This window comes from Streptomyces sp. BBFR2, assembly GCF_044497305.1.
In the GTDB taxonomy this organism is placed as follows: domain Bacteria; phylum Actinomycetota; class Actinomycetes; order Streptomycetales; family Streptomycetaceae; genus Streptomyces.
This window is the reverse complement of the sequence record NZ_CP172415.1, coordinates 2644081-2659248: the sequence shown is the minus strand read 5'-3', so window position 1 is coordinate 2659248 and position 15168 is coordinate 2644081. Positions and strand designations below refer to the sequence as shown.

General features: G+C 73.3%; 13 protein-coding genes and 1 riboswitch. Of the genes, 9 read left to right on the top strand and 4 right to left on the bottom strand.

All coding sequences use genetic code 11. The annotated features are described in order from the left end of the window. The first annotated feature begins 67 nt into the window (after positions 1–67). From ACGH2B_RS10080 to otsB, 3 genes are all read left to right on the top strand, one after another. Positions 68–1333, top strand: coding sequence for an extracellular solute-binding protein (locus ACGH2B_RS10080; RefSeq protein ID WP_399087191.1), 1266 nt, complete (start codon positions 68–70; stop codon positions 1331–1333). A gap of 102 nt (positions 1334–1435) precedes the next feature. Beyond that, positions 1436–1909, top strand: a complete 474-nt coding sequence (locus ACGH2B_RS10075) for a DUF3263 domain-containing protein (RefSeq protein ID WP_399087189.1) — start codon at positions 1436–1438, stop codon at positions 1907–1909. A gap of 220 nt (positions 1910–2129) precedes the next feature. After that, a complete protein-coding gene (gene otsB, locus ACGH2B_RS10070; RefSeq protein WP_399087187.1) occupies positions 2130–3086 on the top strand; it encodes a trehalose-phosphatase in 957 nt (318 codons plus the stop codon). A 128-nt stretch (positions 3087–3214) separates the two neighbouring features. Here the strand turns inward: otsB and ACGH2B_RS10065 are convergent, their stop codons facing one another. After that, the gene (locus ACGH2B_RS10065; RefSeq protein WP_399087185.1) at positions 3215–4744 is read right to left on the bottom strand and encodes a trehalose-6-phosphate synthase; all 1530 of its coding nucleotides are present in this window, start codon (positions 4742–4744) and stop codon (positions 3215–3217) included. Positions 4745–4852: 108 nt separating this feature from the next. Beyond that, positions 4853–5818 carry a glucosyl-3-phosphoglycerate synthase gene (locus tag ACGH2B_RS10060; RefSeq protein ID WP_399087183.1) on the bottom strand — a complete coding sequence of 322 codons (966 nt, stop codon included), beginning with the start codon at positions 5816–5818 and terminating at the stop codon, positions 4853–4855. Between the two features lie 171 nt (positions 5819–5989). Further along, a riboswitch (SAM riboswitch) is annotated at positions 5990–6138 on the top strand. A gap of 17 nt (positions 6139–6155) precedes the next feature. On the opposite strand from ACGH2B_RS10060, the gene thrC reads away from it, so the two are divergent. The 4 genes from thrC (at position 6156) to groL (ending at position 10673) form a co-directional block, all read left to right on the top strand. Further along, a complete protein-coding gene (gene thrC, locus ACGH2B_RS10055) occupies positions 6156–7448 on the top strand; it encodes a threonine synthase (protein ID WP_399087181.1) in 1293 nt (430 codons plus the stop codon). A 114-nt stretch (positions 7449–7562) separates the two neighbouring features. Further along, positions 7563–7841, top strand: coding sequence for a MoaD/ThiS family protein (locus tag ACGH2B_RS10050; protein ID WP_399087179.1), 279 nt, complete (start codon positions 7563–7565; stop codon positions 7839–7841). 490 nt (positions 7842–8331) lie between these two features. Beyond that, the gene (locus ACGH2B_RS10045; RefSeq protein WP_030576453.1) at positions 8332–8538 is read left to right on the top strand and encodes a cold-shock protein; all 207 of its coding nucleotides are present in this window, start codon (positions 8332–8334) and stop codon (positions 8536–8538) included. Positions 8539–9047: 509 nt separating this feature from the next. Continuing rightward, a complete protein-coding gene (groL, locus tag ACGH2B_RS10040) occupies positions 9048–10673 on the top strand; it encodes a chaperonin GroEL (protein ID WP_399087176.1) in 1626 nt (541 codons plus the stop codon). A 126-nt stretch (positions 10674–10799) separates the two neighbouring features. Here the strand turns inward: groL and ACGH2B_RS10035 are convergent, their stop codons facing one another. Continuing rightward, positions 10800–12560, bottom strand: a complete 1761-nt coding sequence (locus ACGH2B_RS10035; RefSeq protein ID WP_399087174.1) for an alpha/beta hydrolase — start codon at positions 12558–12560, stop codon at positions 10800–10802. Between the two features lie 176 nt (positions 12561–12736). Between ACGH2B_RS10035 and ACGH2B_RS10030 the strand changes: the two genes are divergently transcribed. Next, a complete protein-coding gene (locus tag ACGH2B_RS10030; protein WP_399087172.1) occupies positions 12737–13681 on the top strand; it encodes a MerR family transcriptional regulator in 945 nt (314 codons plus the stop codon). Positions 13682–13749: 68 nt separating this feature from the next. Continuing rightward, positions 13750–14322: a hypothetical protein gene (locus ACGH2B_RS10025; protein ID WP_399087170.1), complete on the top strand. Its 573-nt coding sequence runs from the start codon at positions 13750–13752 to the stop codon at positions 14320–14322. Positions 14323–14362: 40 nt separating this feature from the next. Here ACGH2B_RS10025 and ACGH2B_RS10020 read toward each other — a convergent pair whose 3' ends face one another. Beyond that, positions 14363–15103, bottom strand: coding sequence for a prepilin peptidase (locus ACGH2B_RS10020; protein ID WP_399087168.1), 741 nt, complete (start codon positions 15101–15103; stop codon positions 14363–14365). Positions 15104–15168: the final 65 nt, after the last annotated feature.

Sequence of the window (15168 nt, the reverse complement as noted above, 5' to 3'; positions counted from 1 at the left end):
GGCGACCCCCGATGCCGTACGGCGGACCCGGTACCACCATCAATCCGGACAAAGGGCGGTAACAGCAGTGCAGCGGCGGTACACGAGCCTGGCGGCGGCGGGAATCGCCACCGCCCTGACCCTCACCCTGAGCGGCTGCGGCGGCGGACAGGGCGACCGCGTCACCCTCAAGCTCGTCGCCGCGGACTACGGCGACGGCACGGGCCCCGGCTCCCAGCAGTACTGGGACCGGCTGACCCGCGCCTTCGAGAAGAAGAACCCGGGCATCAAGGTCGACGTCGACATCTACAACTGGAAGGACGTCGACAAGAAGGTCGCCGATCTGGTGCACCAGGGCCACGCGCCCGACCTCGCCCAGGCCGGTTCGTACGCCGACTACGCCGCCCAGGACCAGCTCTACAGCGCCGACGACCTGCTCTCCATACCCGTCCAGGCCGACCTCCAGCCCACGCTCGCCGAATCGGGCGAGGTGGGCCGGACGCAGTACGGCATCCCCTTCGGCGCCAGCACCCGCCGCCTCTTCTACAACAAGAAGCTCTTCGCCGAGGCGGGCATCACCGAGGCACCGAAGACCTGGGACGACGTCGCCGAGGACGCCCAGCTCCTGAAGGACCACGGGGTGAAGACCCCGTACGCGCTGCCGCTCGGCCCGGAGGAGGCGCAGGCCGAATCGCTGATCTGGATGCTCAGCGGAGGCGGCGGCTACACCGACGACATCGGCAAGTACGGCATCGACTCGCCCGCCAACGTCAAGACGTTCAAGTGGCTGCGGGACGAACTCGTCGACAAGGGGCTGACCGGCGGCGACCCGGCCACCCTCAACCGCGCGGACGCCTTCGCCGCCTTCGCCGACGGCAAGGTCGGCATGCTCAACGGCCACCCGGCGCTGATCAAGCAGGCGGAGGCGAAGGGCCTGGACTACGGCACCGCCGATCTGCCCGGCGTGAGCGGCCCGTCCCCGTCGACCCTGGGCGTCTCCGACTGGATGATGGCCTTCAAGCGCAACGGCCACCGCACCCAGGCGGGCAAGTTCCTCGACTTCGTCTACAACGACGACAACGTGCTGGCCTTCTCCCACGACTTCGGCCTGCTGCCGGTCACCACGTCGGCCGCCCAGAAGATGGCCGGCGACCAGCGCTTCGGCCGCCTCCAGGACTTCGTCGGCCCGCTGCGTGAGGCCCAGTTCTACCCCGCGAACAAGACCTCCTGGCCCGAGGTCGTCAAGGCCGTCAAGTCCCAGATGGGCGCGGCGGTCGGCCCCAAGGGCGACCCCGCGAGCATCCTCTCCGACCTCCAGAACACGGCGGAGGCGGCGGACACGGCGGGTGGCTGAGCCCCGGGGCGCGCGCCCCGGCCGGTGCCCGGCCGCGGCGCGGTTTTCCCGCTCCGCTCCTGACCAGCCCGGTTGTCGGACCGGGGGCCTATCGTGGGGGACGTGGTGACGCGCGGTGAGGACGGTACGGGGTCGGGGGCGGACGGTGGCACGGAGGTGACCGGCCCGCCCGGGGGAAGCCCGGCGCCCGCCTCGCCCGAGGGCGGTACGGCGTCCGCCACCGAGGGGGACACGGCGGCGTCCGGCCCCGGAAGCGGCCCGGCCTCCGCTCCGGAGGGCGGCCCGGCGTCCGCCTCGCCCGAAGGCGGCCCGGCGTCCGCCGCCGAGGACGGCGCGACGGCGCCAGGGCCGGGTGAACTCTCCGCGCTCGATGTGGCGGTGCTCGCCGTGGAGCGCCGCTCCTGGCCGTCGTCCGGCCCCAAGGAGCGCTACATCCGCGAGCACCTCGGCCTCTCCCCGACGCACTACTACCAACTCCTCAACGCCCTCCTCGACGACCCGCGCGCCCGCCGCCACGACCCGGTCACCGTCAACCGGCTGCTGCGGATACGGGAGGCCAAGCGGGGGCGGAGGTGAAGGTCCGGGCGGGCCGGTGATCCGCCGCTCGGGGCCTGTGCCCGAGGTGCCTTGAGCTGATTAGGGGCCGGGGCCGGTCGACGTCCCGCGCTTGCCCGTCCGGGGCCGACGCCCCGGCTCCTGCCCCCGTCTCCGCCCCGTCCGGGGCCGACGCCCCGGCTCCCGCCTCGTCTCCGCCGTACGCCGGGTGGGCGCGGGGCCGCGCCGGTACCCTCGCCCCATGGGCAGTTCCCCGGACGCCGCACCTTCGCCGGGCCCGGAACCGGGCCCCGTTCCCCCGCCCGGTACGGGCCGCACCCCCGATACCGGCCCTGACCTCCCCGTACCCCGTACCGAAGCCGGGCGGGACGCGCTGGCCGCGCTGCTGGCGGCCCCGGAGGAGACCGCGCTCGCGCTGGACTTCGACGGGACGCTCGCGGAGATCGTCGAGGATCCGGAGACGGCGCGGGCGTACCCCGGGGCCGCCCGGGCGTTGGGGCGGCTGGTGCCCCGGCTGCGGGCCGCCGCCGTGATCACCGGCCGGCCGGCCGCCGTCGCCGTCCGGCTGGCGGGCGTCGCGGGCGCCCCCGGGCTGGACCGTCTCACCGTCCTCGGGCACTACGGCGCCGAGCGCTGGGAGGCGGCCACGGGCGCGCTGCACGCCGACGGGCCGCCGCCCGGCGTAGCCGCCGCCGAGGCCGAACTCCCCGGCGTCCTCGCCGCGTCCGGCGTCTGGCGCGGCCCGTGGACGGCCACCGCCGTCGAGCGCAAGGGCGGCCGCGCCCTCGCCGTCCACACCCGGCGCGCCCCCGACCCGCAGGGCGCACTCGCCGCCCTGCGCGCCCCCCTGACCGCCCTCGCCGCCCGCCACGGTCTCCTCGTCGAACCTGGCCGCTACGTCCTGGAACTCCGTCCGCCCGGTGTGGACAAGGGCGTCGCCCTCACCGCCTGGCTCCGCGAGACCGGCGCCCGGGCCGTCCTCTACGCCGGTGACGACCTCGGCGACCTCGCCGCCTTCGACGCCGTCACCCGCCTCCGCGACGCCCCCGGCACACCCCGCCGCACCGGCCTGCTGGTCTGCAGCGGCAGCACCGAGGTCCCCGAACTCGCCGCCCGCGCCGACCTGGTGGCCGACGGCCCGGCCGGCGTCGTCGCCCTCCTCGAAGCCCTCGCGGACCGGGTGACCGGAACGGAGTGACAGGGGGCGGTAGCGGAGCGACGGGCCGCGCGGCGCACCGCCCCGGCCACACCGCACCGCCCCTTGGAGCCGCCGGGGCGGGCCTCCCCCGGGTGCCGCTCCCACCGGCCCTGACCGGCCCGCCCGTCCTACCCCCGCAACGCCGTCAACTGCTCCATGAACCACCGGTCCGGCGGCAGCGCCGTCGCCGCGGCGGCCAACCGGGCGGAGCGGGCCGCGCGTTCCTCCCCGGGCATCGACAGGGCCTCGTGCAGCGCGTCCGCCGTCGCGTTGATGTCGTACGGGTTGACGCTCAGCGCGTCCTCGCCCAGTTCCTCGTGGGCGCCCGCCTCCCGGGAGAGGACCAGCGCGCACCCGGCGTCGGAGACCACCGGCACCTCCTTGGCGACGAGGTTCATGCCGTCCCGGATGGGGTTGACGAGGGCCACGTCGGCGAGGCGGTACGCGGCCAGCGAACGCGCGAAATCGTCCTTGACGTGCAGCACCACCGGCTGCCAACCGGGCGTGCCGTACGCCGAGTTGATCTCCTCGGCGACCCGCTCCACCTCGGCGGTGTAGTCCCGGTAGACGGCCAGATCCTGGCGTGAGGGGTAGGCGAACGCGAGGTGGACGACGCGCTCACGCCACTCGGGGCGGTCCGCCAGCAGCCGGCGGTAGGCGTGCAGTCCGCGGACGATGTTCTTCGACAGCTCGGTGCGGTCGACCCGGACGATCGTGCGGCGCCGGTCCGGCCCGTCACCGCCGCCGATCTGCGCGCGCAGCGCCGTCAGCCGCTCCTCGACGTCCGGACGGTGCGCCCGCTCCCGCAGGAACTCCGCGTCGGCGCCGAGCCCGTGCACCCCGACGCGGGTGGTGTGCGGCTCCCTCCCCGGGAGCGCGGTGACGAGGTGCGGTGCCTCGCCGTCCGAATGGTGGACGGCGCACCGCGCCTGAAGGGTGGCCGTGCAGCACGCCACGAACGCCGCCGCCCACCGCCGCGTCAGAAACCCCGCGCGATCGGCGCCGAGCATGCCCCGGATCAGCCGCTCCCGGATGTCGTCGGGCAGCAGCGCGAAGTACTCCGGCGGCGCCCACGGGGTGTGCGAGAAGTGACCGATCCGCAGGTCGGGGCGGCGCTCGCGGAGCATCCCCGGGGCCAGCGCCAGGTGGTAGTCCTGGATGAGCACCGCGGCGCCCGGTGCCGCCGCCCGGTCCAGCGCCTCCGCGAACGCCGCGTTGTACGCCTCGTACGCCGCCCACTTCTTCCGGAAATCCGAGTCGAACGACGGCTCCAGCGGCGTCTGGTAGAGCATGTGGTGGACGAACCAGAGCACGGAATTGGCGATGCCGTTGTACGCGGCGGTGTGCACCTCCGCCGGGATGTCCAGCATCAGAACACGCTGTCCGCCGGTGTCGGCCACCGGAAGCTCACCGTCCGCGCGCCGTACGGCCTCCCGGTCACCGTCGCCGAGCGCCGCGCACACCCACACCGCGTCCGCCTCCGGCCCGATCGCCGACAGCCCGGAGACCAGCCCGCCGCCGCCCCGTCTCGCGCTCAGCGCACCATCCGCGCCGACGGTGTACGAGACCGGGCCGCGGTTGGACGCGACGAGTACCCCGGCGCCGCGCTCCGCGGCGGGCGTCCGGGCAGGGGCGGTACCGCTGTGTTCGGAGGCCATGCCGCGACCCTAGCCCGCACCGGATCGGCGCACACGTACGAATGAGGCCAAGGGAGGGACACCCGGGGGCGGGCCGTCGCCCCACCGGACGAGCCCGCCCCGGCGCCCTCAGGCCGCCCGGCTCTCCGCGTACTCCGGGACCTCGGCCATCGGGGGCCGCTCCTCCGTGTCGACATCGCTCGTCCGGGGGACGAAACCGTTCTCGCCGCGGACGAACTGCGTCAGCCGCGGACGCACCAAGTGCCCTCGGGCGAGCCGGAGTTGGGCGGTGCGGTAGATCGCCGCGGCCATCCGGCCCAGCGCCTGACCGTCCTGGTGGCGGTGTTTGCGCACCCCGACGTCCACCTGGGCCAGCGCGTCCAGACCGACCGTGTGCAACGCGTCGACCAGCAGCCCCAGCTCGACGCCGTACCCGACGGGGAACGGCAGCCGCTCCAGCAGCGAGCGCCGCGCCGCGTACTCGCCGCCCAGCGGCTGCACGAACCCGGCGAGCTGCGGCCAGTGGAGGTTGAGCAGCGGGCGGGCGACCAGTTCGGTGACCCGGCCGCCCTGCCCGGGGCCGCCACCGGGCGCGCCGCCGGTCTCCAGCGGCCGGTCGTACATCGCCTTGACGAACTGCACGTCCGGGTCGGTCAGCAGCGGCCCGACGATCCCGGAGACGAACGCCGGCGAGAACTCCCGCAGGTCCGCGTCGACGAAGCAGACGATGTCGCCGCGGGTGACCAGCAGCGACCGCCACAGCACCTCGCCCTTGCCGGGCACCGCCGGAAGCCGCGGCAGCACGTCGTCCCGCGCCACCACCCGTGCCCCGGCGGCTGCCGCCACCTCGGCGGTCCGGTCGGTGGACCCGGAGTCGAGGACCACCAGCTCGTCGATGAGCGGCACCTCCTCGGTCATCAGGGCGGCCCGGATGGCCGCGACGATCGTGCCGACCGTCGCCTCCTCGTCGAGTGCGGGCAGTACGACGCTGACCGTGCGGCCGCTGAGCCGTTTGGCCTCCAGCAACTGCGGCAGCGGCCGGTCGGCAGCGGACCAGGAGCGGCGCCCCAGCCAGCGCTCCACCTCTTCCAGCACGTCTTCAGACTCCTCGGTGCGCGCCGTCTCGTCGGCGCATGTGATCCATCTCGCGGTTCGGACGGCTGGCTCTCCTGTCAGTGCCGTCGGTTACAGTCTTGAACAACGCGGATGACCGCCGCATGCCGGGGTCACCGCACCACAAACGCCTGGGATTTCCCAGCGCCATACCGCTCATCCAGAGGGGCAGAGGGATACGGCCCGTTGAAGCCCCGGCAACCCTCCAGCCGGTCTCGACCGCGTCACGCGGCGCGAGGCTCCCGGCTAGGGAAGGTGCCAAATCCGTCTCGCGGCGAGATGCGCCGCGAGGAAGATGAGGAGAAAGGGCCTCGCCTCCATGGCTGCGCAAACTGTCGAAGTTACCGAAAACGCTTCCTCCGTCACTCTCGGTCCCGCCGTCGCTCTGTCCTGTCGCGAATGCGGTGAGCGCTTCCCGCTCGGCCCGATCTTCGCCTGTGCGACCTGTTTCGGTCCCCTGGAAGTGGCGTACGAGCTGCCGAGCGGCGACCCGGAAGCACTGAAGAAGCAGATCGAGGCCGGTCCGAACAACATCTGGCGGTACGCACCGCTGCTGCCCGTCCCCGCGGACGTGGCCGAGAAGCCCAGCCTCAACCCCGGCTTCACCAAGCTGGTCAAGGCCGACAACCTCGCCCGCGAGCTGGGCGTCACCGGCGGCCTCTACGTCAAGGACGACTCCGGCAACCCGACGCACTCCTTCAAGGACCGGGTCGTCGCCATCGCCGTCGAGGCGGCGCGCGCCTTCGGCTTCACCACCCTCTCCTGCTCCTCGACGGGCAACCTCGCCGGTGCCGTCGGCGCCGCCGCCCGCCGCGCCGGCTTCCGCTCCTGCGTCTTCATCCCGCACGACCTGGAGGCCGGGAAGGTCGTCATGGCCGCGGTCTACGGCGGCGACCTCGTCGGCATCGAGGGCAACTACGACGACGTGAACCGCTTCTGCTCCGAGCTGATCGGCGACCCGCTCGGCGAGGGCTGGGGCTTCGTCAACGTCAACCTCCGCCCCTATTACGGCGAGGGCTCCAAGACCCTGGCGTACGAGATCTGCGAGCAGCTCGGCTGGGAGCTGCCGGACCAGATCGTCATCCCGGTGGCCTCCGGCTCCCAGCTCACCAAGATCGACAAGGGGCTGAAGGAGCTGATCGCCCTCGGTCTCGTCGAGGACAAGCCCTACAAGATCTACGGCGCCCAGGCGGAGGGCTGCTCCCCGGTGTCGACGGCGTTCAAGGCCGGCCACGACGTGGTCCGCCCGCAGAAGCCCGACACCATCGCCAAGTCCCTGGCGATCGGTAACCCGGCCGACGGGCCGTACGTCCTCGACATCGCGCGCCGGACGGGCGGCGCGGTGGAGGATGTCGACGACGAGCAGGTCGTGGACGCGATCAAGCTGCTGGCGCGGACGGAGGGGATCTTCGCGGAGACCGCGGGCGGGGTGACCGTCGGCGTGACCCGCAAGCTCCTCGAAGCGGGCCTGCTCGACCCGGCCCTGACCACCGTCATCCTCAACACCGGCGACGGCCTCAAGACGCTTGACGCCGTCGCTCCGACCACCGGCCCCACGGCCACCATCCGCCCGAGCCTGGACGCGTTCCGCTCGGCCGGTCTGGCCGGCTGACTCCCGGTCGCTCCCGGCCGGCAGCCGGCCGATCCGGTCCGTCCGCCGCCCGTCCCGTCCGGACGCGGCGGGCGGCCCCGCAGACGTATCCGCAGTCGTTGGAAGGCAGAACCCATGAGCGTCAAGGTCCGCATCCCCACCATCCTCCGCACGTACACCGCAGGCGCGTCCGAGGTCACCGCCGAGGGCGCGACGCTGTCCGAGGTCATCACCGATCTGGAGAAGAACCACCAGGGCATCGCCGCCCGGGTGCTGGACGACGCGGGCAAGCTGCGGCGCTTCGTGAACGTCTACGTCAACGACGACGACGTCCGCTTCGAGCAGGGCCTGGAGACCCCGACGCCGGACGGCGCGGGCATCTCGATCATCCCGGCGGTGGCCGGCGGCTGCTGACGCCGGGGCCGGGGGCGGGGAGCCGCCACCCGGGTGGCGAATAGTTTTCGCCATTCCTTTCTCTTGCTGGCTGGTAATCGCTCCGTTCGGATATCCGGACGGAGCGATTCCGCGTTGTGAAACAGTCCTGCAAAACGCGATACCATTTCGCGGATCCCCTTCTTCTGCTCGTCGAGCACGGTGTGGCGGCCTTCCCAACGCCCCGGGATCGCGATGAGTTGTGTGCAAAGTGTGTGCGGTGTTTGCGCCTTAAGTGCCTTTTGTCCGGCCCGAGTTGCCCGGGAATATGGCCAGTTCTGCGCATATCGCCACTTCTCGCGTCGTCAGAATTCTCGTCCGATTGACCTGTTGCGCTGGGCGTCGGTGCGGATACATTCGGCGGCGGTCGACGCGTTCCGGCGCACACCCCACGGGCCATTCGCGGGGTGAGGTCTGACCCGGGTCCGCGGAGTGCGGTCCTGCGCAAGGGCCAGTAATAGGGGAGTTAGGCATGGCTCAGGGCACCGTCAAGTGGTTCAACGCGGAGAAGGGGTACGGCTTCATCGCGGTCGACGGTGGTGCGGATGTTTTCGTCCACTACAGCGCGATTCAGATGGACGGCTACCGCACCCTTGAGGAGGGTCAGCGGGTCGAGTTCGAGATCTCGCAGGGCCAGAAGGGGCCGCAGGCGGACATGGTCCGGGTGGCGGCCGGCTGAGCGCCGACCGACTGCAGCATCGGGGAGACCCGCATCCCGCTCGGGGTGCGGGTCTCCTGCTGTGTGCGGGGAGGGCACCGGAACGGAGAGGCTTCGAGGCGACCTCCTCGCGGAGGGCGCTTGCGCCCGCCCGTCGCCCGGCCGCCGCCCCTCAACGAGCCCTCCTTGCGGAGGGCGCTTGCGCCCGCCCGTCGCCCGGCCGCCGCCCCTCAACGTGCCCTTCTTCGAAGGGCGCCTTGCGCCCGCCCGTCGCCCGGCCACCACCCCTCAACGAGCCCTCCTTGCGGAGGGCGCTTGCACTCGATGGGGTCGAGTGCTAATCATTGCGTTAGCACTCTCCGGGTGAGAGTGACAGTTTTGGACCGTCGGTGAGGTCCGCAGGCGGGGCGGGAAGGAACCGCTCCCTCGGTGGGCCGTCCGTCGCGGGCGCCAGCGCGGTCCGGAGGAAAGAGCCTCCACGCCCCGAAGGCGCGGGAGGTGCCCCCTTCGTCCTGGGAGGACCACTTCACATGGCCAAGATCATCGCGTTCGACGAGGAGGCGCGGCGCGGCCTTGAGCGCGGTATGAACCAGCTCGCCGACGCCGTCAAGGTGACCCTCGGCCCCAAGGGTCGCAACGTCGTCCTTGAGAAGAAGTGGGGCGCCCCCACGATCACCAACGATGGTGTGTCCATCGCCAAGGAGATCGAGCTGGAGGACCCGTACGAGAAGATCGGCGCCGAGCTGGTCAAGGAGGTCGCGAAGAAGACGGACGACGTCGCCGGTGACGGCACGACGACCGCGACCGTCCTGGCCCAGGCGCTGGTCCGTGAGGGTCTGCGCAACGTCGCCGCCGGCGCCAACCCGATGGCCCTCAAGCGGGGCATCGAGACCGCCGTCGAGGCCGTCTCCGCCGCGCTGCTGGAGCAGGCCAAGGACGTGGAGACCAAGGAGCAGATCGCTTCCACCGCCTCCATCTCCGCCGCTGACACCCAGATCGGCGAGCTGATCGCCGAGGCCATGGACAAGGTCGGCAAGGAAGGCGTCATCACCGTCGAGGAGTCCCAGACCTTCGGTCTGGAGCTGGAGCTCACCGAGGGTATGCGCTTCGACAAGGGCTACATCTCGGCGTACTTCGCCACCGACATGGAGCGTATGGAGGCGTCGCTCGACGACCCGTACATCCTGATCGTCAACTCCAAGATCGGCAACGTGAAGGACCTGCTGCCGCTCCTGGAGAAGGTCATGCAGTCCGGCAAGCCGCTGCTGATCATCGCCGAGGACGTCGAGGGCGAGGCCCTGTCGACCCTGGTCGTCAACAAGATCCGTGGCACCTTCAAGTCCGTCGCCGTCAAGGCCCCGGGCTTCGGTGACCGCCGCAAGGCCATGCTCGGCGACATCGCCATCCTCACCGGTGGCACCGTCATCTCCGAGGAGGTCGGCCTCAAGCTGGAGAACGCCGGTCTCGACCTGCTGGGCCGCGCCCGCAAGGTCGTCATCACCAAGGACGAGACCACCATCGTCGACGGTGCCGGTGACAGCGAGCAGGTCCAGGGCCGCGTCAACCAGATCCGTGCCGAGATCGAGAACAGCGACTCGGACTACGACCGCGAGAAGCTCCAGGAGCGCCTGGCGAAGCTCGCCGGTGGCGTCGCCGTCATCAAGGCCGGTGCCGCGACCGAGGTCGAGCTGAAGGAGCGCAAGCACCGCATCGAGGACGCCGTGCGCAACGCGAAGGCGGCCGTCGAGGAGGGCATCGTCGCCGGCGGTGGCGTCGCCCTGCTGCAGGCTTCCAGCGTCTTCGAGAAGCTGGAGCTGGAGGGTGACGAGGCCACCGGTGCCGCCGCTGTGAAGCTGGCCCTGGAGGCCCCGCTGAAGCAGATCTCCGTCAACGGCGGCCTCGAGGGCGGCGTTGTCGTGGAGAAGGTGCGCAACCTGGCCGTCGGCCACGGTCTGAACGCCGCCACCGGCGAGTACGTCGACATGATCGCCGAGGGCATCATCGACCCGGCGAAGGTGACCCGTTCCGCGCTGCAGAACGCCGCCTCCATCGCCGCGCTGTTCCTCACCACCGAGGCCGTCATCGCCGACAAGCCGGAGAAGGCCGCCGCGGCGGGCGCTCCGGGCGGCATGCCCGGCGGTGACATGGACTTCTGATCCCGCCCCCGTCCCGCCGTACGCGGCGGGACGGACGGATCACCGTCCAACGGTTCGCCGGGGCGGCACCTCCTTCGGAATCTTCCGGAGGAGGTGCCGCCCCGGCGGCGTTTCCGCGTGCGTTCCCTACGGGCGCGTCAGGTGGTCCACGACGGTCCGGACCGCCGAGCGGACGGCGTCACGGAGCGCGTCGCGGTCGGCGTCGGCGTGGTGGTCCGCGGTCTCGAAGCCGTGGTGGCCTTCGGGGACGTCGATCACGTCGACGGTGGCGCCGTGTTCGGCGGCGGCGGTCAGGAACTCTTCTACGGTCGCGGCGAGTTCGGGGAGTTCGCGGCCGGCCCGGACCACGACGAGCGGCAGGTCGCCCGCGCCGCGGACCGCTGCCACCGGCCGGAAGCGGTCACCGTCCAGGCCCCAGTTGGGCAGCGGGGCGAGGATCGGGTAGTTCGCGGCGAGGCAGCTCAGCCACGGCGGCGGGGCGCTCAGCCAGTCGGCGGTGAGCAGTCCGCCGCCGGAGAAGAACCAGAGCGCGATCCGGTCGCCGTCCACCCGCGGGTCGGCGCGCAGCCGCGCCACCGCCGCCGCGATGTCCTCGGCGGCGTCCGGGTAGCCGTCGAGGTCGTGCAGCCGGTGGTCGAGGACCGCGCCGATCGCGCCGTGGGCCGCGATGAGGCGGGCGTACCCGGTGAGCGCCGGCCAGTCGCGCGGTGCGGGCCGGGCGCTCTTCGGGACCGGGCCGCCGTGGACGAGGAGCACCGCCGGGTGGGGCCCGCCGCCCCCGGGGAGGTACAGATCGACGGTCTCGTTCCGCTCGCGCGGCACCTCTGGTACGTCGAGGACGAACGGTCGCAGATGCGGCGGCGGTTGGCTGCCCGCCGGGGTGAGGCGGCGGCCCTCGCCCGCCGCCGCGCGCAGCAGGACGTCGGCGAGACCGGCCGGGTCGGAGAGCATCGGCCAGTGTCCGGTGGGCAGTTCGAGGAAGCGCACACCGGGTGCGGTGAGCGGCTGGAGCGCCGGTTCGCCGAGGTCGACCTGGATCTGGACCAGGTCGACGCTCGCGCCGTTGGCGGTGCAGAGGATGCCGGTGGTGGGGATGCCGGCGGCGGCGCCGGTCAGCCGCAGTGGCTGGAGGAGGGTGCCGAGGGGCTGCGGGGCGGCGTCCCGGGTGAGGCGTTCCAGGGCCGCTGCCGGGAGGCTCGCGGTGCTGCCCCAGCGGTGCCAGGCGGCGGGGGAGCCGGGCGCGGGGAGCGCGCCACCGGGCACGCCGGGCACGCCACCGGGCGCGCCGCTCGCGGTGGCCGGCCGGCTCCCGGCCCCGCCGCCCGCCGGGGCCGCTCCCGCGTGGCCCGCCAGTTCCTCCCGTACGCGCTGGTCGGGCACGGTGGTCCAGGCCGGTTGTCCGTCCTGGGGCGGGGCGGTGTCGAGGGCGATGAGCCGCGCCACGCGGTCCGGTCGCCGGTCCGCGGCGCCCAGGGCGGGGTGCAGACCGTAGCCGTGGCCTACGAGGACGATGCCGGGGGCGGGCGCGCGGGTGGAGGCGGCGGCTTCGGTGCCGGGTGCGTCCCCGGGGCCCGCGGGTGCGGAACCGGCCGGTCCTTCGGCGGGCTCGGCGGTGGCGCCCGCCGTGCCCGTCTCCTCCACCGCGTCGATCGCGCGTACCACCGCCGCGATGTGCGCCTCCAGGTCCGGCGCGGGCCCGCCCGGGCGCGCCCCCTCGGGGCCGACAAGCGTCACGGCGTGTGCCTGTGCGCCCGCCGCCGTCAGGTGGGCCGCGGTCTCCTCCCAGACCCAGCCGCCGGTGAAGGCGCCGGGCACCAGGATGAAGTGGGCGCCGGGAGGTGGCTCGTGGGCGGGGTGCCCGCCGTGGTTTCCGGTCCGCTCGTTCATCGTCCGCTCCTCGCTCGTCTCGTCCGTCGGGACGCTCCACCGGGTGCGGAGGGGCGCGCCCCACCATGGCGTGCGCCCCTCCGGACCCGATGGACGGCCGGACGGCCCGTCCCCTGTCCGGGCCGTCCGCGCCGTGTCCGCCGGTACGGTAGGAACTCCCCCTGAGGGAGGTTCAAGTGACGGCGTCCGACGGGCTGTGGAGCATCGGTGAGCTGGCGGAACGCGGTGGGGTGACGGTCAAGACGGTCCGGTTCTACTCGGATCGCGGGCTGCTGCCGGAGCGGTCGCGCAGCGCGGGCGGCCACCGCAGGTACGGCCCGGACGCGCTCGACCGGCTGCGGCTGATCCGTTCCCTGCGGGCCCTGGATCTGTCCGTCCCCGAGGTGCGCCGCATCGTCGAGGACGAGGCGGGGGCGGGCGGGGCGTTGGAGGATGCCGTCGCCGGGCAGTTGCGGCAGCTCGGTGACCGGATGGCGGCGCTGCGCTGGCGGGAGGCCGGGCTGCGGCTCGTCCAGGAGTGCCCGCCCGGGGAGCGCGCCGACCGGCTGCGGTTGATCGGCGCGGTTCCGGCGCCGCCCAGCACCGATCCGCTCGCCCGCTTCTGGCGTGCCTGGCTGCCGCCGCGGATGGCGCCCCGCGCGCTCGCCGCCTTCCTGGACCAGGCGGTGCCGGTGCCGCCGGACGACCCGACGCCCGCGCAGGTCCTCGCCTTCGCCCGGCTGCACGCCCTGGTGACCCGCCCGTGCGACGGCACCGCCCGCCCGCAGCCCGCGGCGCACCGCTCCGGCCCGGACTTCCGCCCGGAGGTCCTCTACGACGGGCTGGGCGAGGCGTACGAATTGGCGGGCGCGCGGCTGCGGCGGGAGCGGGCGCCGCACGCCGGGGAGGCGCTGGACTGCTTCGTCGCCGCGTACGCCGCCTCCGGGGGCGGCCGGGACACCCCGGATTTCCGCCGGGCTCTCGCCGCCCGCCTCGCCGCCGATCCGCGGATCGATCCGTACTGGGCGCTCACCGCCGAGGTCCTGGGCCCGTGCGGGGGCCGTCCGGTGCCGACGCCCGGCACCGCGCACGACTGGCTGCTGACCGCCCTGACCGACGAGGTGGCCGTCCGCGCCGCCTGAGCGCGGGAGGACCAACGCCGTTGTCCACAGGGCCTCGTGTTGTCGTACCCCTCTGGCAAGATGCCCTCATGTCGAACACGCAGACGATGACGTACGCGCGGGTCGGTGCCGTCCTGGAGGAAGCCGGGGTGGTGGCGCCGGAGCGGGTCCGGCAGGTGCTCGCGGAGTGTGTGACGGGCGCGGACGAGCCGTTGCGGCCGTACGAGGTCGCCTGTGCCCTGGAGACGTTCGGCATAGCGCTGTCCATCCACGCCGATGACATCGATTATCTGGAGCCCGGTTACGCCTCCCTGCTGGAGCGTGCCGCGGAGCTGACAGGCGGTGCCGTCACCGTCACCAAGGTCCGTCTGGTGGAGGGCGACCGTTCGCCGGACGGCGCCTCCCGGGACGACACCCTGGAGTTCGAGCGGAACGGCATAGCGGTCGCCGTCCCCGCCGAGCATTTCTCGGACGAGTACTACGACCATCTGGCGGCCACCGAGGCGATCGACGCCCTGGCTCCTGGTGGTGATGACCTGCGGACCTTCCGGTACGTCGACTTTCCGCGGGAGAAGTACGGCGTCTACGACACGATCCTGGCGCTGGTGACCCCTGATCAGGCGCGGGTGCTTGAGCAGGGGCTGGGGGTGGTGATGCGCTGAGGCGGGGTGCCCCGGGGCGCCGCCGGCGCGGTGGCCGGGGTCAGCTCGCCGTGACCACTCCGATCAGCGCCCCCGCCAGCATGAACGGGCCGAAGGCCATCGCCGTACGCCGGTGCGCGCGCCGCGTCACCAGCAGCGCCACTCCGAACAGCGCGCCTGTCCCGAAGGCGGCGAAGGTTCCCAGGAGGAGGGCGGGCCAGCCGTACCACCCGAGGACGGCGCCGACGGAGAGCGCCAGTTTGACGTCGCCGAGGCCCATGCCCGCCGGGTTGACGAGGAAGAGGGTGCCGTAGAGCGCGGCGAGTGCCAGGCTGCCCGCCACCGCCGTCAGCCAGTTGCCGCCGTGGCCGGGGAGCAGCGCGGTCGCGCCCAGGAGGGCGACGGTCGTGGCGGCCAGCGGCAGGGTCACCGCGTCCGGCAGCCGGTGCACGGCCCCGTCCACCGCCGCCAGCAGCACCGCGAACGGCGTGACGAGCAGCAGCACCGCCAGCTCCGGGCGGGAGCCCACCACGGCGGCGAGCACCCCGCACACCAGCGCCGAGACGACGGGGGCGACGACCTGCCCGGGCCCGTACCGGCATCCGCTCTCCGCGGGCCCGTCGGACGGGCAGCGGGCGAGCCCGACCCATCCGCCCCACGGCCCGGCGAGCACGTGCCCTTGGGGGCACCGCGTACGCCAGGGCTCCGCCGGTTCGACGGCGAAGCGGTAGGCGGCACGCGGCACGAGTGCTCCGGCCACGCCGCCGAAGGCGGCACCGAGAAGAGTCAGCGTCAGGTCCACGTCGGCACGGTAGTGGAGGGCGGGCGGTGGCGGTGGGGGAGTGGGCGGTCGTGCCCGTCAGCGGC

Bases quoted from the DNA above. Each gene is read 5' to 3' on its own strand.
- ACGH2B_RS10025 (WP_399087170.1), top strand. From the start codon at position 13,750: ATGTCGAACACGCAGACGATGACGTACGCGCGGGTCGGTGCCGTCCTG.
- thrC (WP_399087181.1), top strand. From the start codon at position 6,156: ATGGCTGCGCAAACTGTCGAAGTTACCGAAAACGCTTCCTCCGTCACT.
- ACGH2B_RS10065 (WP_399087185.1), bottom strand. From the start codon at position 4,744: ATGGCCTCCGAACACAGCGGTACCGCCCCTGCCCGGACGCCCGCCGCG.
- otsB (WP_399087187.1), top strand. From the start codon at position 2,130: ATGGGCAGTTCCCCGGACGCCGCACCTTCGCCGGGCCCGGAACCGGGC.
- ACGH2B_RS10050 (WP_399087179.1), top strand. From the start codon at position 7,563: ATGAGCGTCAAGGTCCGCATCCCCACCATCCTCCGCACGTACACCGCA.
- ACGH2B_RS10045 (WP_030576453.1), top strand. From the start codon at position 8,332: ATGGCTCAGGGCACCGTCAAGTGGTTCAACGCGGAGAAGGGGTACGGC.
- groL (WP_399087176.1), top strand. From the start codon at position 9,048: ATGGCCAAGATCATCGCGTTCGACGAGGAGGCGCGGCGCGGCCTTGAG.
- ACGH2B_RS10035 (WP_399087174.1), bottom strand. From the start codon at position 12,560: ATGAACGAGCGGACCGGAAACCACGGCGGGCACCCCGCCCACGAGCCA.